Annotated in this window: 21 protein-coding genes and 1 pseudogene; 13 read left to right on the plus strand and 9 right to left on the minus strand. The window is 56.3% G+C overall.

All coding sequences use genetic code 11. From position 1 onward, the window contains the following. The first annotated feature begins 12 nt into the window (after window positions 1-12). The 4 genes from ACLH0H_RS18270 (at window position 13) to msrA (ending at window position 2,554) form a co-directional block, all read left to right on the plus strand. Window positions 13-138 (plus strand): hypothetical protein, encoded by a 126-nt coding sequence (locus tag ACLH0H_RS18270; RefSeq protein WP_411379071.1) that lies wholly within the window; start codon window positions 13-15, stop codon window positions 136-138. After that, window positions 135-518, plus strand: a complete 384-nt coding sequence (locus tag ACLH0H_RS18275; RefSeq protein ID WP_411379072.1) for a hypothetical protein — start codon at window positions 135-137, stop codon at window positions 516-518. Before ACLH0H_RS18270 ends, ACLH0H_RS18275 begins: the two co-directional genes overlap by 4 nt. Window positions 519-591: 73 nt before the next feature. Then, window positions 592-1,938 (plus strand): hypothetical protein, encoded by a 1,347-nt coding sequence (locus ACLH0H_RS18280; RefSeq protein WP_411379073.1) that lies wholly within the window; start codon window positions 592-594, stop codon window positions 1,936-1,938. A 109-nt stretch (window positions 1,939-2,047) separates the two neighbouring features. Continuing rightward, window positions 2,048-2,554 (plus strand): peptide-methionine (S)-S-oxide reductase MsrA, encoded by a 507-nt coding sequence (msrA, locus tag ACLH0H_RS18285; protein WP_411379074.1) that lies wholly within the window; start codon window positions 2,048-2,050, stop codon window positions 2,552-2,554. A 55-nt stretch (window positions 2,555-2,609) separates the two neighbouring features. Here the strand turns inward: msrA and ACLH0H_RS18290 are convergent, their stop codons facing one another. The 3 genes and pseudogenes from ACLH0H_RS18290 to argC all read right to left on the minus strand — a co-directional run bounded on the left by ACLH0H_RS18290 (window position 2,610) and on the right by argC (window position 6,900). Continuing rightward, the gene (locus ACLH0H_RS18290) at window positions 2,610-3,104 is read right to left on the minus strand and encodes a methyl-accepting chemotaxis protein (protein WP_256664870.1); all 495 of its coding nucleotides are present in this window, start codon (window positions 3,102-3,104) and stop codon (window positions 2,610-2,612) included. A gap of 372 nt (window positions 3,105-3,476) precedes the next feature. Next, window positions 3,477-4,631 (minus strand): annotated as a pseudogene (locus tag ACLH0H_RS18295) (FIST signal transduction protein); the annotation flags it as partial. A gap of 1,339 nt (window positions 4,632-5,970) precedes the next feature. Then, entirely contained in the window at window positions 5,971-6,900 is a 930-nt protein-coding gene (gene argC / locus ACLH0H_RS18300) for an N-acetyl-gamma-glutamyl-phosphate reductase (RefSeq protein WP_411379075.1), read from the minus strand. Window positions 6,901-7,013: 113 nt separating this feature from the next. Between argC and ACLH0H_RS18305 the strand changes: the two genes are divergently transcribed. The 4 genes from ACLH0H_RS18305 to ACLH0H_RS18320 all read left to right on the plus strand — a co-directional run bounded on the left by ACLH0H_RS18305 (window position 7,014) and on the right by ACLH0H_RS18320 (window position 11,324). Further along, window positions 7,014-7,898, plus strand: a complete 885-nt coding sequence (locus ACLH0H_RS18305; RefSeq protein ID WP_411379076.1) for a LysR family transcriptional regulator — start codon at window positions 7,014-7,016, stop codon at window positions 7,896-7,898. A gap of 227 nt (window positions 7,899-8,125) precedes the next feature. Continuing rightward, window positions 8,126-8,827, plus strand: coding sequence for a hypothetical protein (locus ACLH0H_RS18310; RefSeq protein ID WP_411379077.1), 702 nt, complete (start codon window positions 8,126-8,128; stop codon window positions 8,825-8,827). A gap of 658 nt (window positions 8,828-9,485) precedes the next feature. Next, window positions 9,486-10,304, plus strand: coding sequence for a GIY-YIG nuclease family protein (locus tag ACLH0H_RS18315; RefSeq protein WP_411379078.1), 819 nt, complete (start codon window positions 9,486-9,488; stop codon window positions 10,302-10,304). A 39-nt stretch (window positions 10,305-10,343) separates the two neighbouring features. After that, on the plus strand, window positions 10,344-11,324 hold the full coding sequence (locus tag ACLH0H_RS18320) for a hypothetical protein (protein ID WP_411379079.1): 981 nt from the start codon (window positions 10,344-10,346) through the stop codon (window positions 11,322-11,324). A gap of 414 nt (window positions 11,325-11,738) precedes the next feature. Here ACLH0H_RS18320 and ACLH0H_RS18325 read toward each other — a convergent pair whose 3' ends face one another. The 3 genes from ACLH0H_RS18325 to ACLH0H_RS18335 all read right to left on the minus strand — a co-directional run bounded on the left by ACLH0H_RS18325 (window position 11,739) and on the right by ACLH0H_RS18335 (window position 13,736). Further along, the gene (locus ACLH0H_RS18325; RefSeq protein ID WP_411379080.1) at window positions 11,739-12,083 is read right to left on the minus strand and encodes a DUF6124 family protein; all 345 of its coding nucleotides are present in this window, start codon (window positions 12,081-12,083) and stop codon (window positions 11,739-11,741) included. 468 nt (window positions 12,084-12,551) lie between these two features. Continuing rightward, window positions 12,552-13,436, minus strand: coding sequence for a nickel/cobalt efflux protein RcnA (locus ACLH0H_RS18330; RefSeq protein WP_411379081.1), 885 nt, complete (start codon window positions 13,434-13,436; stop codon window positions 12,552-12,554). Window positions 13,437-13,442: 6 nt separating this feature from the next. Then, entirely contained in the window at window positions 13,443-13,736 is a 294-nt protein-coding gene (locus tag ACLH0H_RS18335; protein WP_411379082.1) for a metal-sensing transcriptional repressor, read from the minus strand. Between the two features lie 328 nt (window positions 13,737-14,064). On the opposite strand from ACLH0H_RS18335, the gene ACLH0H_RS18340 reads away from it, so the two are divergent. Then, entirely contained in the window at window positions 14,065-14,643 is a 579-nt protein-coding gene (locus tag ACLH0H_RS18340) for a DUF1349 domain-containing protein (protein WP_411382433.1), read from the plus strand. A 716-nt stretch (window positions 14,644-15,359) separates the two neighbouring features. Here the strand turns inward: ACLH0H_RS18340 and ACLH0H_RS18345 are convergent. Then, a complete protein-coding gene (locus ACLH0H_RS18345) occupies window positions 15,360-16,088 on the minus strand; it encodes a hypothetical protein (RefSeq protein ID WP_411379083.1) in 729 nt (242 codons plus the stop codon). A gap of 210 nt (window positions 16,089-16,298) precedes the next feature. On the opposite strand from ACLH0H_RS18345, the gene ACLH0H_RS18350 reads away from it, so the two are divergent. Further along, window positions 16,299-17,927 (plus strand): methyl-accepting chemotaxis protein, encoded by a 1,629-nt coding sequence (locus tag ACLH0H_RS18350; protein WP_411379084.1) that lies wholly within the window; start codon window positions 16,299-16,301, stop codon window positions 17,925-17,927. A gap of 31 nt (window positions 17,928-17,958) precedes the next feature. Here ACLH0H_RS18350 and ACLH0H_RS18355 read toward each other — a convergent pair whose 3' ends face one another. Continuing rightward, window positions 17,959-18,927 carry an AraC family transcriptional regulator gene (locus ACLH0H_RS18355; protein ID WP_411379085.1) on the minus strand — a complete coding sequence of 323 codons (969 nt, stop codon included), beginning with the start codon at window positions 18,925-18,927 and terminating at the stop codon, window positions 17,959-17,961. A 102-nt stretch (window positions 18,928-19,029) separates the two neighbouring features. On the opposite strand from ACLH0H_RS18355, the gene ACLH0H_RS18360 reads away from it, so the two are divergent. From ACLH0H_RS18360 to ACLH0H_RS18370, 3 genes are read left to right on the plus strand one after another with little or no spacing between them, the layout of a single operon-like run. Continuing rightward, entirely contained in the window at window positions 19,030-20,280 is a 1,251-nt protein-coding gene (locus ACLH0H_RS18360; RefSeq protein WP_411379086.1) for an MFS transporter, read from the plus strand. A 49-nt stretch (window positions 20,281-20,329) separates the two neighbouring features. Further along, window positions 20,330-21,664 (plus strand): MFS transporter, encoded by a 1,335-nt coding sequence (locus tag ACLH0H_RS18365; protein ID WP_411379087.1) that lies wholly within the window; start codon window positions 20,330-20,332, stop codon window positions 21,662-21,664. Between the two features lie 44 nt (window positions 21,665-21,708). Continuing rightward, window positions 21,709-23,364 (plus strand): N,N-dimethylformamidase beta subunit family domain-containing protein, encoded by a 1,656-nt coding sequence (locus ACLH0H_RS18370; RefSeq protein WP_411379088.1) that lies wholly within the window; start codon window positions 21,709-21,711, stop codon window positions 23,362-23,364. A gap of 92 nt (window positions 23,365-23,456) precedes the next feature. On the opposite strand, the gene ACLH0H_RS18375 is transcribed toward ACLH0H_RS18370, so the two are convergent. Further along, the gene (locus tag ACLH0H_RS18375) at window positions 23,457-24,089 is read right to left on the minus strand and encodes a hypothetical protein (RefSeq protein ID WP_411379089.1); all 633 of its coding nucleotides are present in this window, start codon (window positions 24,087-24,089) and stop codon (window positions 23,457-23,459) included. Window positions 24,090-24,157 lie beyond the last annotated feature (68 nt).

The following is a 24,157-nucleotide window of genomic DNA, read 5'->3' on the forward strand; positions in this document are numbered from 1 at the left end:
ATGGTGATGATTATGAAAAGCTTGATGGTGCGTCAAAACAGCAAGAACGCAAGTCAGTTATCGCTTGCTCTGTTTGCCGGTTTTATTATTTTTACACAGGCTGATACGTTTGCTGCGGAGCATATGATTAGTAAATGAAGGCGCCCAGTCCGGTACTTATATTGTCTAATTCTAATATTGATCCCGGTGTCGGGTTCGCAGTCTTCGACATTTTGTACCCCGACATTCCTGCGGGAACACTCGTGGGGCCCAAGCAGCTGTTGGAGATTAGTTGGCGTACAACTTACTATCCTGGGACGATCAATGAAGAAGTCCAGTTATGTTATTTTCTGCCGTTCAGTTCTCAAAATAGCTGCGAAAAAATCTATCCAAATGCTTCCGGGACATTGATGCTTTTTAATGATCAAGCCTTCGGTCATGGTTCAAAGGTTGTGATTAATCATAAAGTTTTAGGCGGCGCGCGACCTTACGCTCGTCCCGCTGGTGTGGACTCGGTAAGTTTTAAATATAGGTACTGATGAGGAGTCAAACGCTCACGCTCGTTTCGATGATGCGCATTTTAATGAATGTTCATAGGTAAGGTGAATACCCATGATTAACGTCAGTTCATCTACGTCCTCGTCTAACACCCGCCCGGCAAACGATGCCGCCAGCGTTGTTGCCCGGCGCCCGGTGTCGCCGGAGGACAGCAAAAATGCCGCGTCCATTTCTTCAAATCGTGGCACTTCCACTACGGTTTCAATCCTGGCACTTCAACTGAGTGACGCGGCAACGCGGGCTGCAGCCAGTGTGGAGCAGAAAAGCACCGATCCGCTCGACCCGATCACAGGCGAAGAATATTTCGCCAACAACACGCAACACGACGCAGAAATACCCAATACCACCCACCCGGAACTGTTGGCACGGGCGCGACAAGCGACTGACTTCCTGAACGGCCACGACACAAACCCCTTCAACGGGCTTGGGCGCGATCAACTCAACCTGATTGCCCGCGATGACAGTGGCGCCTTCACTGTTAACGAGCGACGCGCAGCTTGGGAAACGATGCAATCGATGGAGTCTCCAACTGCGTCGAGTTCGGAGTCGGTCTCTGTCAATGGCCGTGACATCATGGTTTCGCGCTTGTTCAACAATCGCGAACCCCCCGTCGCCTTGCCACCGGCGACCTTTGAGAACATCACTCAAAGACGCAGCGAATTCCTGACCCTTGATGATCGCGCCTTGATCGGGGACATGTACGCCTATGCACAGTCGCAAGGCGCAGATCTGGCTTACGTCGATCGATTGGTCATGTCACTCAGCACCTACCGTTATTACAGCGACGGGCGTCAACTCAGTGGCAATAATGGCTACGACACGGACGGGTATCGAGTGACCTTGGATTTCAAGCCGGAGGACGCCGCAACCGCCTCCAGCATACTCAACGGTTCGGCAATCAATAGCACCCGTATCGACCAGGGCTTTTTGCGATACATTCTGAGCCCGGACCACGGATCGTTCATCAACATTGGCGGCATACCTTTCCTGGAGCGGATGGTAAAAAAATTCTCCAGTGAGGGCGCGGATCAACCTCCACTTGGCAGTGAGTTCACCACCTTCAAAAGAGCCAGAGTCGAAGATCATGTCGTCAGCACCACGCACAAGGATATAAGGCTCCCACCTTCCAAAGCAGTCACACAGGTCGTCAACGGTGTATGGAGCCTCACCGAGTACGGCAAGGCCGAGGGTTACAGGCTGGATAAAGCCACCCGCCAGGTGTATAAGCCCGCCGAGCCACCAACGGATCAAGCGCAACAGCGTTCAACCCTGAACGATCCCGCCAGCGAGGCGCGCAACAATAGCCTCTTCCAAGCCCTCTCCGACACGGGGGAGCAACCTAAGACACGATGGCTCTGGCCCGGTCACCTTTTCAAGCTGATGAAAAACTTCAAACCCTGAGGCCTGGCACATTTCGTCGTTTACCGGACAGCTGACCGTCGTTGACGCTTGGTATTAGCCAACACAGCCCCATAACTACCCCTGTATCCATTAAACGCAAGGGCAGACCATGACCAACCAAACCGAAACCGCCATCCTCGCTGGCGGCTGCTTCTGGGGCATGCAGGACCTGTTGCGCCGCTACCCTGGCGTGCTGAGCACGCGCGTCGGCTACACCGGCGGCGATGTGCCGAATGCCACCTACCGCAACCACGGCAGCCACGCTGAGGCCATTGAGATTGTGTTTGATCCGGCGGTGATCACTTATCGGCAGATTCTCGAGTTCTTTTTCCAGATACACGACCCGAGCACGCCGAATCGACAAGGCAATGACCTTGGGCCCAGTTACCGTTCGGCGATCTATTACCTGAGCGAACAGCAGCGGGACATCGCCACCGATACGGTTACCGACGTTGATGCCTCGGCCTTGTGGCCGGGGCCGGTGGTGACCGAGATCAAGCCGGCGGGGCCGTTCTGGGAGGCGGAGCCGGAGCATCAGGATTACCTGGAGCGCATTCCGAATGGGTATACGTGCCACTTCATCCGGCCGAATTGGACTTTGCCCAAGCGGGCTTGAAGAGAGCGACGCACTCGGGAAAGGGCGCCGCATTCGGGCGTGACCACGCTGATGCCTAAGCGTGGGTCAGCCCAGTCAAGGTGTCCGCAATCGTCTTGGTGCGCTGCGCCGTGCCTTCGGTCTCACGGCTGGATGCCTCCAGCGCATCGAGCATCTCGCGCAGCGCGCCCACGCCGGTGGACTGGTCTTCGATCTGCTGCGCCACGCGCTGAATCTCACTGGACAACAGGTCGATATCCACACCAATGTCCGCCGCATTCTTACGCGTGATTTCCGCCAACTTGCGCACCTCGTCCGCCACCACCGCAAAGCCCCGGCCCAGGTCGCCGGCACGCGCCGCTTCAATCGCGGCGTTGAGCGCCAGCAAATTGGTCTGCCCGGCGATCTGCTGGATCACCTGCACAATCGACTGGATACGTAGGCTCGACCCGGCCAGGGTGCGCGCGCCTTCCACCGCGACATCCGCCTGGCTGGACAGCCCCTCCACCGTGGCTCCGGCCTGGGCAGACACCGTGTTCTGTCGGTCAATGGTGCCCACCAAGTCATCCATCGACGCATGCAACTCACCCGAATAATGCTTGAGCTGCGCCGCGATATCCTCCTGCTGACGCTCGGCCTGGGCCAACACCTGGCCCAAGTCCGCCAGGCCCTCGAACACCGGCAGGATATTGCGGTCCAGCCCACGGGTATTCAGGGTGGTGCTGAAGTCATTGTTCTTGAACGCGGCAATCTGCTTGACCACCACATGGTTCAACCCCGCCAGCTTCTTTACCTGGCGCCGTAGGAAAAACGCCTTGAACTCGCCGTAGTGCGCGATGAAATTGTCCACGTACTCGTCCGTAAAACTCGCACCCTTGGCCACCCGAAAGAAGAAAATCGCCGTCAGCGTCTGGTTCAGGTTCAACCCCAGAATCTCCCCAAAGGTCGAAAATCCCGCCAGTGGCACATCCCCAAACGTGCCGGCCATGCTGCCCAGCTCGGCGCCGTTATTCAGCCGGCGCAAAATACAGTCGTTCAAGATACCCGCCACCGGCTGGCCGCCCTTGCCGCGCAAGAACTGCTCGTAGTCCAACCGCGTCGCCTCGCGTAACGGCGTACGCCGCACCATCACCAACTCTTCGCCGGGCGCCACGTCGCAAAACAACTGCACGATCTGCTGCTCATAGTCGATGCGCGCAATCGAGCGCACAAACAGCTCACTGCCCACCCGAATCGCAAACGAATAATCCGCCAGCTTCGTCTCCAGCGCCTGAGGCGTGCAACTGAACGCATCACACAGCGCCTGCACCATGCTCTTGATGTTGCCTTGACTGTCGATCACCTGATCAATCGTGCGGTCTTCCACCGACGCCGTCAGCACACTGAAGCTCACATCCGCCGGCTTGAAGTTCTGGCTCTTGAACACCCCAAACCGCACCTGCGCCGCCGTCTTCAAAAACACAATCTGCGCATGGTTCTGATAACTGCGCTGGCCGTCGTGAATCAATGTCTTCTGGAAATCCGCCTTACCCCCGGCCGACCCGCCCACAAACAGACACGGAAACCGCCCCGACTCATACAGTGCCTCCATGAAAAACGACTCCGACGCCGACAACCCATCAAACACCACATACGCCAACGTATCGCGATGATCGATCGACGTCCGCACCTGCACCCGCTTGATATTGCTCACCAACTTGGCGATCCGCTCCTGCATCCCCAGGCGCTTGCCGCCGCTGCGAATGTCCTCACACTCCAGCGGCACCATCACCACCTCGGCCGAGGCGATCACACTGTCGTCGAACAGCTGCAACACGATCCGGTCCCAGCGCTCGCCCGTGGCGCAATACAGCGTATTGGACGCGTTGCAGAGTTCGCCGGACGTGGTGCAGAGGCTGAGGGTGGCGTGGGGGAAGCGACGTTTGAGCTTGACGGCAACCTGGTCGATGTCCAGGTGCGGCGAGATGAAACCGGTGATCAGGGTGGGGCTGATGCGCAGGGTCGCCAGGGACGCGTCGAGTTCGTTGGCGGTGCAGGTGAGGGTGGTGGTGCCTTGACGGGTGGGGTGGGGTTTTTTGAGGAGGTTGAGTGGGTTCATGGTGGGAGGGGCTCGATTCGTGTGGACGCGTGGGGAGGCGTTTGGATATTCAAGTTATCGGCGGGTGGGGTGGGGTGGGGGCAGGAGGGGGCGTTTGAGGGGTGCGACGGATGGACGCGGTTGGCGAAGAACAGTCTTTTGACAGGCAGCATTCGGCCGATTGTGTTGAAAAAGTCGGTTTCCCAAAACACTCGAATATTAATGGATGAAAACAACTCTGTTTCACGCCGCTACGTGAAATCCGAGTCCTGAACCTACTGCCAAGAATTCAGATTTCAATCTCAGGCGCGTACTTTTCTGGCGCGGAGTTCGAAGCTGACTTTTTCAACAGAATCGGCCAGAAGCGGACGTTAACCAAGGCTCTATTTGAGATTTGGAGGCGCCTACAAAGCCGGGCTTTCAAACAGCGGGTTAGAGGCTCATGCTTGCGTCACCGGGCGCTGAATTGCAGGGCTGATGCCAAAATGCAATATTCCTACTCCGTCCAACCCTCGTATCACATCTTTCATGGCAACCACCCAGCACATCATCTCCACCCTTCCAAATACTTCACCATGGATGGACGCTCTGCGCGATCGCCGACACTTTTCATCTGCCCCTGCCGTGTACGCACTGATGCTTGGAGAAAGATTTCCACGCCTGCTGGGCGACAGCCAAGTGCTTTACATTGGCCAGACGGGTCAGCTGGGGGGCGACTCGGATCGGTCGCGCCTTTACGGTTATCGCTACCCATCAGGCAGGCACGGCCGGCTGATCAGATCAAAAGCCGCTCAGCTATTGGCGATTGGGCACATGATTACCTTTCACTGGGCCGTCGTAGAGGACCAAGACACATCGAGGCGAATAGAAGCGGCGTTACTGCAAATGCATCTAGATGAACACTTGGAGTTTCCTCCCTTCAACGGAAAATCGTAGGGAAACCCGCGCGAAGACGTTGTATTTACTCTCCTGCTACCAGCGTCGAGAGCAACGCCGTCGCATCACCAATCAGGGAGATATCGTTCTCCGCTGCCAGGTTCACCGGATCTTTGTTGATGTGAATAATTACAGCTCCTGCACGACGTGCGGTTGCTGGGGTGCTCGCGCAGGCTGGACCGCCCGAGGTTCCGACCGAAATCAAAAAATCGCACGGTCTGATAGCTGAACAACTGAGGCAGACCAATTTGCCAGCCTAAATCTGAAACGCCCCACCCCACTGAAGCAGCCGCTGTTCCGTATCAATTGCGTCAGTCCTCTCGCCGGATTGAAACTTTTCAACATGCCCTTCCGAATCGGTGTGTGAACGCTCAATCGGATTATCTCGTTTGACGGGGCTCTCAGACTGGAGTGGTAGTCGGAGTCATGTTCCTGCAACCATCAAATCCAGATTCTGCACAGCCGCTCCGGCGGCTCCCTTCCCAAGATTGTCAAACACCGCAGCCAACAAAACCTGCCCAGTCTCATCATTTTCACACACCATCAATCGCAAACTATCAGTCCCGTTAAGCGCCTGAGGATCAAGGTACGTCAGCCCTTTAGCCTCCTGCATCGACATCACCTGTACATGGTCCGCATCGATGTAGTGCTGCATGAGACACGCATGCAACCGCACCGCATCCACGCCCGAGGCCAACAACCGAAGTTGCAACGGTATGGTCAGCACGATCCCCTGCCGAAAAGCCCCATAGGCCGGCACAAACATCGGCCGCTCCATCAGACCGCTTTGCTGCTGAATCTCCGGAATATGTTTGTGTGCCAGCCCCAGACCATAAACCTGAAATGACGGTGCCTGTGAGGCGCCTTCTCCCTCATGCTCTTGCACTCCGACGCGACCTTTTCCGGAATAGCCCGACACAGCATGAATGCTCGTCGGGAGGTCCCTGGGCAGCAACCCGGCCTCCAGCAATGGGCGCAGCAGCCCTATCGCCCCCGTGGGATAGCAACCGGGATTGCTGACCCGCCGCGCCGTGGCGATGCGTTGGGCCTGCTGCGAGTTCATCTCCGCAAAACCATAGGTCCAGTCTGGATGAGTGCGGTGCGCCGAACTCGCATCGATCACCCGAACGGCGGGGTTTGTGATGCTCGCTACAGCTTCGCGTGCGGCTTGGTCGGGCAAGCAGAGAATCGCGATGTCGCAGGCGTTGATGATTTCGGCGCGACGTTGTGGATCCTTGCGGTGTTCGGGGCTGAGCGTGATGAGCCGCAGATCGGTCCGGTCGCTCAGACGTTGATGGATTTGCAACCCGGTGGTGCCTTGGTCGCCGTCGATAAATAGGAGGGGACTTGCCATGGAATGCTCTCGGACATAGGAAATCAGGAGTTCCAATCTTCAATGCGGGGCTAAGATAGGGAAAGTTGAATTTCCAAACGATGAAATTCAGTTTTCTGAACAAGGAATGACTCATGCGCGAAATTAGCCTGGACCGTCTGCGCACGTTGGTGGCCATTGCCGACGAGGGTTCGTTTGCCGAAGCGGCCCGTGTGCTACACCTAGCACCACCCACGGTCAGTTTGCATATCGCCGACCTGGAGTCGCGGGTTGGCGGCAAGCTGTTGTCGCGCACGCGTGGGCGCGTTCAGCCTTCGGCGATTGGGAAAACACTGGTGGAACGCGCGCGGCGCCTGTTGGCAGATGCAGAGCAGGCGCTTGAGGACGTGGAGCGTCAGGTGCATGGCTTGGCCGGGCGTGTGCGGCTGGGTGCCTCCACAGGGGCTATCGCACAGTTGATGCCGCAAGCTTTGGAGACGTTGAGCCAACGTCATCCCGCTATCGATGTGCAGGTCGCGGTGCTCACGTCACAGGAAACTTTGAAGAAGCTTGTCGAGGGCTCTTTGGAGATCGGCCTGGTCGCGCTGCCACAGACCCCGGTGAAGGAGTTGCGGATCGAACCATGGCGGCGGGACCCGGTCATGGCCTTCTTGCCGGCACGTTGGGAATGCCCGGATGTTGTGACCCCCGGTTGGCTGGCCGCTCAGCCATTGATTCTGAATGACAACACTACTCGGCTTTCGCGCTTGACCTCAGAGTGGTTCGCAAGTGATGGACGGCAGCCCACGCCGCGTATTCAACTGAACTACAACGATGCGATCAAAAGCCTAGTGGCGGCCGGTTATGGTGCGACGTTGTTGCCGCATGAAGCCTCCACGCCATTGCCCGATACCAGGATCGTCATGCGGCCATTACAGCCCTTATTGTGGCGTCAACTCGGTATTGCCCACCGTGGTGGGGACGTCGAACGGCCGACGCAACATGTGCTGGATGTGTTGTGGGGGTTAAGTGCGGGCTAGGGCGATGTTGTCAGAGAAAGGAAAGGACCGCTGTCGACCCGAAGCAGACCTTCGTTAAGGGCTGCTAGCGGCTGAAGGCTGCCCCTCAGATCTGGGAGCTCCAACCTGGGATTGCCAGCTTCGAAACGAGCATGACTGCAAAGGCATATGGTGAATTAATAGGTGCCAAAAGCCCCGGAATTGCTTGCCATATGGCATAGTGTCGCTTTGATGTCTAGGCCGCTCGAATGGAACCTAAAGAAAGCCGCGAAGCGTATTCCTACCCTTTTGTTGGACTAGCCGGCACCGTATCTCAACACATGCATATCGAGTTCAGCACGTCGTCGGAATTGGATCGGTATCACCATCAGTTGTTGCGTTCGACGCTCGATGAGCAGTTATTGCTGGGCTATCTAAGCGTACTTTATTGGGGGCACTATGCGACCTCCAAGGGGAATACGAACCGCGCTCGTGCCTTGTCTAAGGTGCAGACAGCCATCAATGGGTCGAGCTTTCTGCGCCTGGGGGAAATTCGTAGGCGACGTGGTCTTGTCGACTTCGCTCCCGATGAGGCCGTCCGCTTATTGCGTGAGGCAGCGAGCCTTGTGGACTCTGGGCAATACGGCGAGGCGGTACGTAATCTGTGTTCTTTACCACAATTGCAATTTGCGTTTGCGTCGAAAATAGTCGCATTTCTTGCTCCAATCAAATGCGGCGTCATCGACTCAGTAATTTCCCGTAAGTACCCCATATTTGGATTCAAACTAAATGGAAAATACGTAAGTACCTCAACAGAAAACTTTCAACACTACCAAACGTATTGCAGCATGCTGTCAGCGAGAGCGGAGCTACTTAATGAGTTGGGACCAAAGGCGCACTGGGCTGACCGAGACGGACAGACCTACCCCTGGCGCGCTTTGGACGTGGAGCGTTCGCTTTATGGTCGGTAATAAGCGGGGTGCGCAATGGCTTTGAGGCAGTTGCAGATCGACGCAAGGCATCCGACCTTGTTCTTCTTTACATATAGTCCGTCGACAGCGAGAATTTTATGACAGAACCGTGGCACTGGAACGAGGCAGGTGATACTGCCTACTTCTCTACCAAGCGAGGTACCGGCTATAGGGTCTGTTTCTTCTATGTACCTGCATACGCAGCACCGGAGGGAGTACCGACATGGAGCGTTTCGTTTGCGCTTCAGAAAGATAACTCTGTAAAAGTTACGGGTGCCGGATCACCGCACGAAGTTTTCAAGACAGTCCGCATGATCATCGTTGAGTTCTCAAAAAAACAGCCGGGCCGTGGCCTTTGCTTCTCTGCAGATGAAAGTAGCGATGCACGAGTTAGTCTTTACGCCCGATGTTCAAAGCTTCTTGCCTGCCAGCTACAAATGACAGTTCAGAGGCGGAACAGTGTTGATACCAACCAAATCGTCTTCTGGCTAGCGCCCCGCCATGTGCTTTAGCCTTTCGATAGACGCGGGGGGCTGAATTGCTCAGCCGGATGAGTTAAGACAGCTCACTCACAGAGGCTCATCTGTATGCAACTCTGCAGGGCGGATAAGGTTTTGCGAAGAAAACAGTCCAACAGAAAAATAAGTAAGGGTTTGAGATGATTTATACGAAAGTTGAACTTGCAGAAATTGTCCCGGAAACCCTTCTCGAAAAGATCGATATTCATCTTGCGACAAAAGTAGGCGAATTCAACGCTCTGGATGTGTTTCGGAAGGACATGGCTGGTTGGCCGAAAGTCTTTAAAGAAACTGATATTCCACAAAGCATCAACTGCGATGCACTAATTTCATTAGTGGAATTTCCTTCACGGCGTAATATCTGGCTATTTGCAGGCTTCATTGATATTTGGGCGAGCGCAAAGAAGGGTGTTGAAGCTCGTCATCGGGACGAACTGAAGGGTTTGGTCGGCAGATTAAAATTAAAATTTAACCGAGGAAGTGCATCCAAGCCCTTCCTGAAAGGTGAGATTCACTTAGAAAATATTAGTGTGCTTGAAGTTCTGCGGGAACCCTTTACTGGAGAACCGTTCCCAGGGTATGAGAATATCCACATAAGCTTTCGCCAACTTCGAGCGCTGGCATACGATAACCCATCAGATTGGGTGGCTGCACTATCTAACATCAAAGGGGTATATCTGATCGCGGACAATGCGACAGGGAAAAAATATGTTGGATCAGCGTATGGTGAGCACGGTTTGTGGTCAAGATGGACGTCTTACGCTAAGACCGGACATGGCAACAATACTGAGCTGCTTCGGCTGACTAAAGAAATGGGGCCAGACTACGCTCTTGATAACTTTTCGATCAGCTTGCTGGAATACCATCAAAGGAAAGTTGATGATAAAACAATTATCTTGAGAGAGGGTTTTTGGAAAGCCGCTCTCTTGACCAAGACTCATGGATATAATAAAAATTAAAGATCATCACCTCGTCACTTTTTCATAGCAGGCATACGAATGGATTTAAGTACTCTTTATGAAAAAACCACAGAAGACCTGATAGATAAAAAAGGTGCAGGCTCTTTAGAAATACTCTACGACTACTTAGAGAGTCATGGGTACGCCGTTTCATTTCGGTACAGTCGTTGCCCGAAAACCTCTGAAGTCGAGCGAAGATTTTATCTTTTCAATTATCACTGCGTAGAAAACGTATCGCTTGGGTTTTTGTCCGATGCAACCGAAGAAAAACTTAAAGATGACGTTATTACCAGCTTGAAGGCTGAATATTGCAACATGAGTCGGCAATACTTCGAGGTTGTCAATGAGCTTGATACGATGTATGAGTTGTCATCAAATCTTCCGCTTGTAATGTCTTATTGCATGCTGGCTGACGACGAGTCATTCATGGAATTTTACGAAAGAGCCATCTTGCCGTCCATGAAATTCTTAGATAGAGAACTAAAAAAAACAAAAACCGGGAAGGAAGATTGTTACAAGTACGAAAAGCTTGTCGGTATTTTTTTAAACATATATTTCATGGCTGCCGGTTTTAAAGTTTCTTACCAACAAGCAAATGCATCTAATCAGCACCGAAGAGACTTTTTTGTCAGGGCCAAAATATCTGATGATCAAAATTTCAATAATCTTCTAAACGAAACTAAATCAAAATCGATAGTTGTAGAATGCAAAAACACATCCGTGAGAAAACAGTTTATTGATGCGGTAAATCAAGTTGAGAGATATTCTCGCGCTTCCAGCTTTGGAAAGCTGGCGATTGTTTTAATGAGGAAGAAGTGTGAAGTATTCAAAATAACCGACTACCTTAGTAGCACTTGCATTATCGTGGTCATGGATGATTCTGATATTAGTAAGTTTTTAATTAATATTGAGTTATCCTTTAATTTCTACAAAAGCCACAAAAGCAGAGTAAGGCTGCTACAAGATATCAGTGGCTGCGGAGATTTCTATGAGAGATACCAAGAGATTTGTGAGCGATGACTTTTATTAAAGCCTTGCTTCTTTCAATCACTGGCATGGTGATAGTTGACATAGCACTATCGATGGCACAATCCGCCAGTGAGCTGGCCGCTTGGTTGTTTATTATTCATGACTTCTATTGCCAAAGCTTGGTGTAGTTTGTTGATGGGCTGTCTGAAGCGATTTAATTTAAGATTAGCCTTGGTCACGAGTATCCTTGAAGAGTTGCCACTGGCCAATAGGATTTGTTCGGGGAGTGACCGCTTTTGGCCGAAAGCAGCCCCTCGCGCATATTTGCTTTCGGGTAGAGGAATTTTTTAGACAGAACAGTTCCCTTGCCAAGAGCTTAGAAGTCGGAATGTTTACCCGCAGGTAAATCGCCGAGCCGTCGTAACAGTGGTCACAACGCCTCAGCGATCTATCGAGTCCGAAAGGTTAGCCAGCTGCTCCAGCACCCTCCCGCTCCATTAATTTATCCACCAACAATACCCCCAGCTCACTCAACTGGTGAATCGCCAACGCGACATCCCGCTGTTTCCCCGTCAGTTCATCCGACAGGTCAAGCAACAACGCGGTCACCGAAGAGAAGGTTTCGTAGCTATTGGCAATCAGTACTTCACTGCTGGCATCGTCCGCAACGCTGAATAGCGTTGTCGAGGGTGGGGGAGGTGGCTCTGGCGGTTCGGTGCCTGTGTTGAGGTAATGATCAATCGCACGATGCGCCGCCTGATTCAGTTTCAGGTCGGGATTGCTTGGAGGGTTGGGCGTGACTTTGTACATGTACGAAATTCCCCTTTTAGGGCCGACACCGCTTCGCTACTAAACGAAAGGGTGGCAGCTGTACGCAGGTTAGTAGACCGGGGAATTCCGCAAAGCCGGCGCACCCGAAGGTGCCCTGCGCACAGCCACCATCAAGCACAGACGGGAAGTCTGGAGGATGACGCTTGTGCACCAAGCGGAAATTACACCTCGGGCTACTAAACCCGATCACTGAATTGTCAGCGACCGAGCCACCTTAGAGACGCCCACTCAAGCGCACAAGCCGGCGGATTCTGACGCAACTGTAGGCAATGCGGCAAGGTGCGCAAGCTTGATGTAGGACATGTCTTAGGTCGTCCTACATGGCGCGGCAGCTACCAAGCTGTGCCTCATGACCCGCTGGAAATACTCATCCTCAACAGAGTCAGGATCTTGACCCGGTCCAAACCACCGTTATGCGCAGGTCCGGTTACAGATTCTTTTTCGCCGTCATGCACTCAGACCAATCCAACCGTTGATACCTACGTACATGCCCATGCCAATAATCAACAGGCTGGAAAGGTAAGGCGCTCGGCGAGCCACCTTGCTCAGCCATGGCCAACGGTTGGAGGCTTGCCGCGCACCGATGGCGGCGGCAGCGCCCACCGTTACCAGCGTCAACGCCAGCCCAAGGCTAAAGCACAGCACCAGCACCGCACCGAGATTGACGGCCTTAACTTGCAGGCACAGCAACAGGACAGTGATTGCGGCTGGACAAGGAATCAGGCCACCGGTCAGGCCGAAGACGATAATCTGGCCCGTGGTGACCTCGCGGTTGCTAAAGCGTTTGCGAATGTCGCTGGCGTGCGCTTGTTCGTGGGCGTCCTGATAACCCTCGTCGCCAAGCTCCAGCGTTGGATGACCGTGGTCGTGACTGTGTTCTGCAGAGTCCATGTTGTGATCATGGTGGTGACCGGCGTGCGAGGTGTTCACCCGCCGTGTTTCGGCATGGGCGTGGTGATCGTGAGCGACTTCCAAACGGAACATCCGCTCACCACGCCAGGTACGCCAAAGCATCCATAGCGCAATGGCGATAATCAGCGCGGCCGAGGCAAGCTGAAAGTAAGGTTCGGTGGTTTCGGCATCAAGGCCACGACCGAGGTACATCCCCCCCAGCGCGACCAACCAGACCACCGCAGTGTGAGAGATCGTTGCGGCCAGGCCGAGCAGTACGGCCTGCTTTACCGAGCCACGAATCGCTACGATAAACGCCGCCATCATGGTCTTGGAGTGGCCGGGCTCCAGCCCATGCAAAGCGCCTAACAGGATGGCGCTCGGGAAATACAGCCACGCGTGTGCGCCGCCTTGTTGCAGCAGTTCTGCGAAATTCGGCATGTCGACCTACAGGTATTTGGTGATTTGCTTGAAGGCTTCAAGGGGCGCGCGCTCGCCTTTGTTCAAAGCGTTGACGGTGTCCTCCAGGCAGTGATCAATGTGATCTTGAATCAGCGTGCGCTTGGCTTGGCAGATAGCTTTTTCTACCGCGTGCAGCTGTTGCGCGATATCGACGCACTCCCGGCCCTCTTCGATCATGGTGATGATGCTGCGCAAGTGCCCATCCGCTCGTTTCAGGCGCTTGATGATGGCGTCATGACTTTGGTGGAGATGGTCATGGCCATGCGTGTGTTCGGTCATGCTTGGGCCTCTTTGAGCAATGGATTGCGCGGTGATCCTATCCCCCAGGGGGGGGATATAGTCAAAGGCTATTATTTTCTTCGAGCGAGGCGGTTTTGAGAGCATCGAGAAAGAAGATGTTTCCGTCCCTAGGGGCAATCGTTCTGGCTCTAGCCTTTTATACCGCGTGGGTCGGGCATACCTATTCAGCCTTGAACACGCTAAGGTTGCCTTCGATTCAATGCGCAGAAGTATGGGTTTGCACAGCAGGATTCAACTAATCAATGGTGGAGGTAGCAGGGTGGGTAAAAAGCAGATTGCAGAGGTCGGTCAAAACGTTGAAACGTCGATTTGGCAAGCGGCTAACTGGCTGAATAAACCGAGCCTTTGCCAAACCTATCCTGACCACTCTCTGGAAGTCTTTACTGACTTCCAAACCGATTTTTGGCGTGAAACCCACTACGGATTCGTTCGAGACAGCGGACATTTCCTGGGATTTGAAACCACTGGGGGCTTTACCGCTCAAGTCAGAATTAACGCCGATTTCCGTGAGTTATATGATCAAGCGGGAATTATGGTCAGGCTTAATGAGCAAACCTGGCTCAAGGCCGGGATTGAATATAACGATGGCAAGCCCATGATCAGTAGCGTGCTGACACAGGGCAAGTCGGACTGGGCGACTGGCTGCTTTGCTGGCGACCCTGACGATTTTTGGCTTCGTCTGACCGTTTCCGATGGGGTACTGCGCTTGCAATATTCAACAGAGGGTTTGACTTGGCCATTGCTCAGGCTTGCACCCTTTCCAGAGGCGCAAAGCTATACGGTGGGCCCTATGTGCTGCACACCGCAGCGACAGGGGTTGAGGGTAAGGTTTTCTGAATGGTCTTTGAGCCAGCCTCTCGGGCGAGACCTGCATGATTTGAGCTAGCCTGTAGGTCGGGCAGGCCAATCCTGTAGATGAACAGGCTGGACGGTTAGCCTCCTGCGCTATGCAAACATCGAGAAGCGCTCTCTACCCGCAGAGGGAGGCGGATTTACTTAGGTGGAAAGAATTGTCGAGGGGGGGAGGCGGCTCTTGCGATTCGGCGGCTGTGTTGAGGTAGTGGTCAATCGCACGATGCGCAGCCTGTTTTAGGGCCAGCACCTTTTCGCTACTAAACGAAAGGGTGGCGGCTGGACGCAGGTTAGTAGACCGGGGAAACACACAAAGCCGGCGCGCCCGTGGGCGCCCTGCGCACAGCCTCCATCAAGCACAGACAAGAACATCTGATTGATGAAGCTCATGCACTTTATGTTGTCACTCAGGCTACTAAACCCGATCACTGAATTTTCAGCGACGAGCCACCTTAGAGACGCCCACTCAAGCGCACAAGCCGGCGGATTCTGACGCAACTGTAGGCAATGCGGCAAGGTACGCAAGCTCGGTGTAGGACGCGTCCTGGTCTTTCCTACACGACTTTCAAGGCTGAAAAATACCCTGTAGTGAGCGGGCTTGCCCCGCGCTGGGCTGCGAAGCGGCCCCAATAAAGACGCCGCAGTGTCCCAGATAAATCCCGGTCGCCTGGTTTAGGGCCGCTTCGCAGCCCAGCGCGGGGCAAGCCCGCTCACTACAAGTGATTACGCAGGATGTGCTCGGTCTGCCAGTCACGCCTGCGCGGAAAACCGCTGCGCTGCGCGTCGCTCCAACATGGCGGTTTCCGTCTCACGTGTGGCCCGCTCACCTTTGTAGGACAGCTGAGTAAAAAAAACCGCATCCTTGAATTCCGCTGGAACCATGGTGCGCGTGTCTTTGAACAAGGGCGCCAGGTCAATGGTGGTGGCGAAGTTTTCCTTGGTCAGGCTGTAGAAACCCATGTAGCTGCCCGACCAAGGTGAATCGGCGTCTACCAGGTCGATGGAGGCATCGCGATAGGTCACCGCTGCCGCTTTGAGGCCAAGGGATTTGTTGAGTAGATCGGTGAGCCGCTGGGTGTCCGAGCTGCTGAGCTGGCCGGCGGTATCGAGCACCTTGAGCTTGCCATCGGCCTCGACTGTGAAGCCGTACTTTTTACTGGCAAGGTCGGGAGCGCTGCTCCACAGCGTTGCCTGGAATGCCTGGAAAGAGGCTTTCAGTACACCGTGCGCGCTGGCGGCCAGCTCGGCAAATCGAGGGAAGTCCGGCGATTGGGAGCGACCGATCCAGGTATCGACGGCCTCCAGCGGTTCTACCGTGGCGCTGGCGTCTTCACTGGGATGGTAGATCACTGCGGGCGCGGCATTTGCCAGGGCCTCCATGGCGGTATCCGTTATCGGCTGGGACTCAAGCTTCTGGTTAGAAGGCGTGAGGCGAGTATCGGCCGGCGGGATGTAGGTTGAGCTGACGGGCGATAGCATTTAATCAGTCCTTGATTCGCTGGGTTTGATGCAGGTCATCGGCGGGTGTGGAGCAAGCTTTAGGTCAGCCCACGGCCTCCGGCTTGCTGGCTGGCCAGGAGAATCACCCACACGGCTGCAATCGATTCCAGGGGTGTAAAACCTGTCCCGGTACTCAAGTATCGGCAACTCAAGGCGATAACTGACTACACACCCTTAGATTACCCCGCCATGATCCTCAGAAAATTGAACCTCGCCTCACGCTCCGCCCTGTGCTTCGGTTTTTTCTGCGTGATGATCATTGCAATTGGATTGCTTGCTCTGCGCCAAGCCGGCCGTCTCAATGCCGCAGAGCAATACGTCGAGACCAATGTTCTGCCCAGCGTCAAATTGCTCGGGCAACTGGATCGAGAGTTCGTAGGCATCAGGGGTAATAACGCTCGGTTGCGCAACCCCCTTGAACCTGAGGATCGCAGGACGAAAGCACTCAGCGATATCCAGCTGTCTCGGCAGTTGATCGACACTTACCTGCAATCGTTGGGCGCGCTGATCGTGACCCCCCAAGGCCGAGAAGCGTATCAGGGGGTTTTACAAGCACAACGTGGCTATAACGCTGTGCAGGATGTTTATCTGGCAGCAATTACAGCGGGGCAACTTGAGACTGCAGTGGCAATATCCAATGGCCAAATGAAAGATGCCGCCCAGGCGGTGGAAAAAACGATCGCCGGTTTGGTAGCAGTCAACGATGGCAAAGCCAGAAAAGCTGGCGCCGACGCTAAGGATACTTATCAGCAAACCCTGTTGATTGTCGGCCTCTTTATCGCTGTCGCCTTGGCGACTTCGTTGCTGCTCGCGCTGATGTACACCCGCAGTCTTACTCGGCCCATTGGCGAGTCGCTGGAAATTGCCGAGCGTATCGCGGCAAACGATTTAAGTAAGGACATCAAGCTCGAAGGTACCGACGAAGCCGCTCGGTTGATCAAAGCATTAGCGCTCATGCAAGAAAACCTGCGCCAAGCGCTGACGTTGATTGGTGACTCATCCACGCAGTTGGCTGCGACGTGTGAAGAAATGCATGCAGTCACCGAGGGTGCTTCGCGGACCCTCCAGCGCCAGAGCCACGAGATTGAAATGGCCGCCACTGCGGTGACCGAAATGAGCGCCGCTGTGGAGGAGGTTGCGAGCAATGCAACTTCTACTTCCGAGCTGACCGCGCAATCAAGCTCTGCGGCGATCGCCGGATGTGCTCAAGTTGAAGACACCGTGACTGCGATCAATCTGATGGTCTCCAATGTTGAGTCCAGTTCCGCCGAGGTGAGATCCCTGGCCGTCATGGCTGCCGACATCAGCAAGGTCCTGGACGTGATTCGGGCCATTGCTGAACAAACCAATTTGCTCGCACTCAACGCGGCAATCGAAGCGGCCCGGGCGGGAGAAGCGGGTCGCGGCTTTGCGGTAGTGGCGGATGAAGTCAGGGCCTTGGCCCATCGCACTCAGCAATCTACCCAGGAAATCGAGAAAATGGTGGGCTCGATTCAGTCGGGTACCAACGGTGCGGTGTCCTCGATGAACCAGACCAGTGTCCAGGCCAATAAAACCTTGGAAATGGCCAATGGGGCGGGTGCGGTATTGGCGGCTATCACCGCCTCGCTGAACCAGATCAACGAGCGCAATCTCATGATTGCCACGGCATCAGAAGAACAAGCCCAGGTGGCGCGTGAAGTGGATCGAAATCTGGTGAGCATTCGCGACCTTTCCAGCGAAACCTCCGCGGGTGCAAACCAAACGGCCCTTGCCACTGCGGAGCTGACTAAACTCGCTTCCGGGTTGAACCGGTTGACCAAGCAGTTTCAAATTTAAGAGGGGGATTTTGAATTTCCCTCCTGCGGCTTCAGGAAACAGCGATCTGTCTTAACCTGCGACTCAACCCAGGCGTGTTACCCGTAACACGCTTGAACGCCCGACTGAACGCCGCCTGGGAGGTATAGCCCAAACGCTGCGCCACCTCTTCAATTGGCAGCCTTTCGAGCGTCAGCCATTGGCTGGCAAGCCGCATCCGCACTTCGGTGACATAGCGCAGCGGGGTCATGCCAATCGTCAGCTGAAAACGCTCCGCAAACACCGAGCGGGACGTATTGCATTGCTCCGCCAATTGCTCGACGGTCCAGTCGCGACCCGGTTGCTGATGCAGCGCCAGCAGCGCACCTGCCAGTCGCGGATCGCGCAGGGCGGCGACCAGGCCGGAGGCGTTGCCGCAGGCACACTCGACCCAGCCACGAACGACCATGGCGGCGACCACGTCGGCCAGTCGCGCGAGGATGCCGGCGAAGCCGACGCGTGCAGCGCTGACCTCGCGCTCCATGGTGCTGAGGATAGGCACGAGTCCGGGGTAACGCTGGCCGCCGGCATCAATCAGCATCAGGCCCGGCATCAGCTTGCCAAGGCCATGGAGGCTGCCCAATTCGAATTCCATGCAGCCGCTGAATACAATCGTGGCGGGCTTGGGGCCGGCATCGGTTCCGGTGTCCACCGCGCTGACGGTGTCGCCGAGGGGCTCGCCGTTCAGAAGGTCGATGTCTTGAACAGGCGCGTCCGTATGCGAGAGCAGTTGATGAGCCGCGCCATGGGAGATGAACACGGCGTTGCCGGCTGACAGCGCATAGGTGGTCCCGTCTTCCATCCGCAGCACCGCGTTGCCGACCGCCAGGAAGTGGAACCAGGCATGCCCAGGCTTGGCAGCGAAGCCCAGGCCGAAGGCCGGGCCCGCCTGGATACGCCGGTACTCGACACCGCGCAGGCGCATGCCGCGCAACAGCTCGTTGATGAGATCGGAGGAGAGGGCAAAGTGATCTGGCGGCATTATTCAGGTGTTTTGGTCAATAAATCGAGGTTTTAGATCATAGATCATCCAGTTCGTCGCGCCTAGACTGCGGGTCGCCATAAAGATTGGGAGATCCGTGCAATGACTGACCTTGTATGCAACGCCGTACCCGACAGCCGTCCTGGCGCCGGGCTGGAGGTAGAACCTGCAACCCCCGCGTGGATGGCCGTATTCTCGCTGGCCATGGGCGTGTTCGGCTTGCTGACTGCCGAGTACCTTCCGGCCAGCCTGTTGACGCCGATGGCGGCTGATCTGGGTGTGTCCGAAGCGCTGGCTGGTCAGGCGGTAACGGTGACCGCCGTGGTGGCGCTGTTCGCCGGCCTGTTGGTGCCAGGCTTAACGCGCAGTATTGACCGACGCTGGGTGCTGCTGGGGTTTTCCACCTTGATGATCGCCTCCAATCTGTTGGTGGCCATTTCCTCCAGTTTCGCCGTGCTGTTGGTGATGCGTATTTTGCTGGGCATCGCCCTGGGCGGGTTCTGGAGCATGGCGGCGGCGGTGGCGATGCGCTTGGTACCCGGTGCTTTGTTGCCGCGAGCGCTTTCGATCATTTTCAGTGGCATTGCCATCGGGACGGTGGTTGCGGTGCCGCTGGGTAGTTTTCTGGGCGGGCTCTATGGCTGGCGCAGCGCGTTCTTTGCCGCGGCGGCGGTGGGGCTGGTGACTCTGGCTTTCCAGTCGTTCACGCTGCCGAGCCTTGCGCCGCGTCGGCCGGCACGCCTGCGCACGGTGCTTGAAGTGTTGCAGCGCCCAGGCATCGCCGTGGGCATGTTGGGTTGTGTGCTGGTGCACAGCGGCCACTTCGCGATGTTCACCTATATTCGGCCGTTCCTCGAAGGGACGACCGGCATTGGGCCGCAAGGGCTGTCGCTGATGCTTTTGGGTTTTGGTGTGGCCAACTTTGTCGGCACGCTGGTAGCCGGTTGGCTGCTGCCCCGTCATCCGCTGGCTACCTTGGTGCTGATGCCCGCGCTGGTGGGCGTTGCGGCGCTGGCGTTGGTCCTGTTGCCGGCCTCGGTGCCAGGGCAGGCCGTTCTGCTGGCGGTCTGGGGCCTGGCCTTTGGCGGTGTGCCGGTGGCGTGGTCGAACTGGGTCGCCAGCGCGGTCCCTGACCAGGCGGAAAGCGCAGGCGGCATGGTGGTGGCGTCTGTGCAGTCGGCCATCGCCACAGGCGCGGCCGCTGGCGGTGCAATGTTCAGCCTCGGTGGCAGCGCAGGCGTCTTCGTTGCGGCGGCCGTTCTGATGCTGCTGGCCGCGCTGCTGATTGCACTGCGCGTGCGTGTCCCTTCGGCCCATGGCACCGGCGGGAACAAGCCGGCACTGCACCTCTGATCCAGCTCCCCAAGCCGCTTCGATCCCGTCCGTAATCCGGAGATAGAACATGAACAATACGACGTCTCACCAAGGACGCCTCAAATCCCTGCGCGCGGCCAGTATCGGCAATGCGCTCGAGTGGTTCGACTGGACCCTGTACGCAACCTTTTCGGTGTACCTGGCAAGCAATCTGTTCGACAAGACCGATGCCCGCTCCGCCATGCTCGCGACCCTTGCCGTGTTTGCGGTGGGGTTTGTCGCGCGTCCTGTCGGCGGCTGGCTGTTTGGCCGGCTGAGCGACCGGTTGGGGCGCCGGACCGTCATGGTGATCACCATGATGCTGCTGGCGATCAGCAGCCTTGGCATCGCGGTGATCCCCGCCTACCAGAGCATCGGCCTGTATGCCTCGGTCGCGCTGCTGTTTTTCCGGCTGATGCAGGGGCTCGCCCATGGCGGCGAGACAGGCGTTTCCTACACCTATGTCGCCGAGATCGCGCCAAGTAAACACCGTGGCTTGTGGTCCAGTTCAGTCTACGTCGGGGTGACGCTCGGGGTGATGGCGGCCACCGCCGTGGCTGCGGCGCTGACCTGGCTGCTGGGCGCGCAGGCCATGGGCGATTACGGCTGGCGGATCGGCTTCGCCATCGGTGGATTGCTCGGTATCTACGCGCTGTTTTTGCGTCGCGGTGCGCAGGAGTCTCACGTGTTCGTAGAGCAGCAGGGGCTGGCTCGGCCGCCGCGCAAACTGTCCAGGGGCGAGATGCTGCGCGTCGCGCGCAATATCGTGATGCTTGCTGCGGCCGCCAATGTCACCTACTACGCCTGGGTCACGTTCGGTGCTTCGACGGCAATTGCCCAGGGCATGGACCCTACGGGCGCCTATGTGGCCAGCCTTTTGGCGCAGGTTCTCTGTGTGTGCTGGTTGCCGATCTGCGGAATGTTATCCGATCGGGTAGGCCGCCGGCCCATGGTCATCGCCTGGGGCCTGGGCGTGATCGGGCTGACCTATCCCATTTCGATAATGGTGACCACTGAGCCCTACACGCTGTTCCTGGCTCAAGTCCTGGGGCTGGGCGCCTGGTCGTTGATTGCCGCGATCTTCCCCGCCGTGCTCTGCGAGCAGGTGCCCACCCAGGCGCGCGCGCAGGGCGTTGGGTTGGTGTCGTCGGTGTCGGTGGCGATTTTTGGTGGCTCCGCCCCCTATTTACACAGCTACCTTGGCGGCGCCGACCTTGGCTATCTGTACGTCTGCTATGTCATGGGGTTGGGCGTGATCACCGTCCTGGCAGGTGTGCTTATCGACGAAACGGCGGGCATCGATCTTGCGCATATCCAGGCGCCCGGCGCTCGGGTGGCAGCAGGCGCACGGCCGCCAATGGCCGCTCAGGACTCATTCAATTGACGGGTCTATCCGCAGCATCAGCCGACCCAAGGAGTGCAACTTCCATGAACCCAGAAACAGACCTGGAAAATACCGCTGCACGCGGTGAAAGGCCGGGCACCGGCGTAACGGTCAGCCAGACTTCGGGGCCACGTCAGGCCGCGCGCGAGACCTGGGTCGAAGTCCCTACCGAGTCAGGCCCGGCGGCCGCCTGGTGCTACTCGGATCGCCGCGCCTACAGCCCGGCGGACTCGGTGCGCCTCTATGTGTCTTCGAACCGCCTGCACGTGAAACTCAGGATCTACCGTGATGGAGCCATGGCTCGCACGCTGCATGAAACCGGCAGCCTCGACGCTCGATTCCATCCCGTGCCCGACCGTGCCTATGAGCATGGGTGTGGATGGCCAGTCTTTATGCAATGGTCAATTCCGGCTGATGCCGAGCCAGGTGGCTATGTAGTGGAAGTGCGGGACAGCGCTGACAGCGTGCTCGGGCATCACCTGTTCATCGTCAAGGCGGCGCGCAAGCGTGCCGATGCCTTGGTGCTCGTCGCAGCCACTTCGACCTGGGCCGCTTATAACGACTGGGGCGGCGCCAATCATTACTTCGGTGTTCATCCCGGTACGCCGCGTGGCCGCGCGCCGTTGCTCTCAGCACAGCGCCCTTGGGCGCGAGGGCAGGTCTGGCTGCCGGAGGGCGCGCCACGCTCCATCAATGCGACCCGGCAACGCAAGCCCGGGCCGGCGCGTTACACGTTCATCGAATGGGCCTCGCTTAACGGCTACGCCAAGTACTACGCGCTGGCGGGGTGGGCCTCCTACGAAAGACCGTTTGTGGTCTGGGCCGAACAGCAAGGCTATACGGTCGACATCCTGACCCAGGACGATTTGCACCACGACCCGCATGCGCTTGAGGGCTACCGCTGCGCCGTCTTCGCAGGGCACGACGAGTACTGGACGCGGGAGATGCGCGACCATGTCGACGCCTTTGTCGAAGGGGGCGGCAATGTTGCGCGCTTCGCCGGCAATTTCATGTGGCAGATTCGCTTGGAAGATGAGGGCCAGCGGCAGGTGGCCTACAAGTACGACGCCGGCGCACTCGATCCCTTGGCGGCTACTGACCCTCGTCGGCTAACCGGCGCGTGGGAAGACCCGAGGGTGGACCATCCCGGAGCGAAGACGTTTGGGGTGAATGCAGTGCGGGGGATATACGCCGGCTTTGGTGCAATGGCGCCGCGCAACCCTCGTGGGTATACGGTCTTCAGGCACCAGCACTGGGCGTTTGCGGGGACGGGCCTGGGTTACGCCGATATGTTTGGAGATGAGGCCAACATTTTTGGCTATGAGGTGGATGGCCTGGAATACACCTTCGTCGACGGTCTCCCGGAACCGCTCGGCACAGACGGTGCGCCCGCCGGACTGCAGATTCTCGCCATGGGCTGGGCGACCAACGCCGAGCACGGCCGCGCCGAGGATGCGTATTCATTCATGCTCGGTGATGGCGATGCCCGGTTTCGTGCGTCGATCCTGGCGCCCGACCTTAGTGAGGCCAACATCAGTCTGCATAGCCGCGGTGCTGGCATGGTGGTGCACTTTCACAAAGGTCGAGGCCAGGTGTTTACCGCCGCTACATGCGAATGGGTACATGGACTTATACAGGCAGACATCTACACCGTGATGATCACAAAAAACGTGCTCGATCATTTCTTGCGCACGCGGTAGGAGGCGAAATCGCCGGGTCGTTGTGGCGGTGGTCACAACGACTGGCTATCTCCAAGGTGTAAAGAATTTCGGATGCCTATTGTCAGCGCATGCTAGTCACTCATACAGGAATTCGAGTTAACGCTTTGAACCTGTTTTATCGATTCGCCACCTGTTATTTCGCTTACCACAACTTTGCATGCGGATGACATTAGGCCAGTTTTTTCGAACTCTAGTTTCACTTCATAATCTTTGCCCTGTTTGGGCGTCAGATAGGCTGAATCAGGGTAGCACCAAAATTTACCGGAATCTGATGTGACAAAATATTTCATTATGAATAGCGTAGGCTTCCCCGCAGGTAGTACGTATTCGTTATAGCCTAAACGCTCCGTCTTGACTGATTCCGTCGTTAACGTGGCGGGTATTCCAATGACTCTGTTTTTGTAATCCTCTTCCATCATGCCCAGCAAATCGACACGCCGCCATAATAGGTATGTTTTGGTGGGCGTGCGGTCTCTGAAATTCTTGAATCCCATATCATTTTCGTTTTTTATTTGACGGGTTTGCTCGCAGCTTTCAAATGATTTGAATCTGCCCGTCACTTCGGGTGATGTGAAGACTCTGACACGCGAGCTAGACTCGGGGTTATAGCTGTTTTTTTCGACTTCGTTAGTGATGTTGGTTTTTTGATAACTGCAGCCCTGTATCAGAAAAACTAATAGAGCAGTGCCAAGAAGTTTGTTCACGTTATTCTCCCAATGAGACTATACAATCCATGTGTATCAGCGCTTCAGAGCGTCCAAGACAGTCAGTC

It is taken from the genome of Pseudomonas sp. MPB26 (assembly GCF_046605355.1).
Lineage (GTDB): Bacteria > Pseudomonadota > Gammaproteobacteria > Pseudomonadales > Pseudomonadaceae > Aquipseudomonas > Aquipseudomonas cedrina.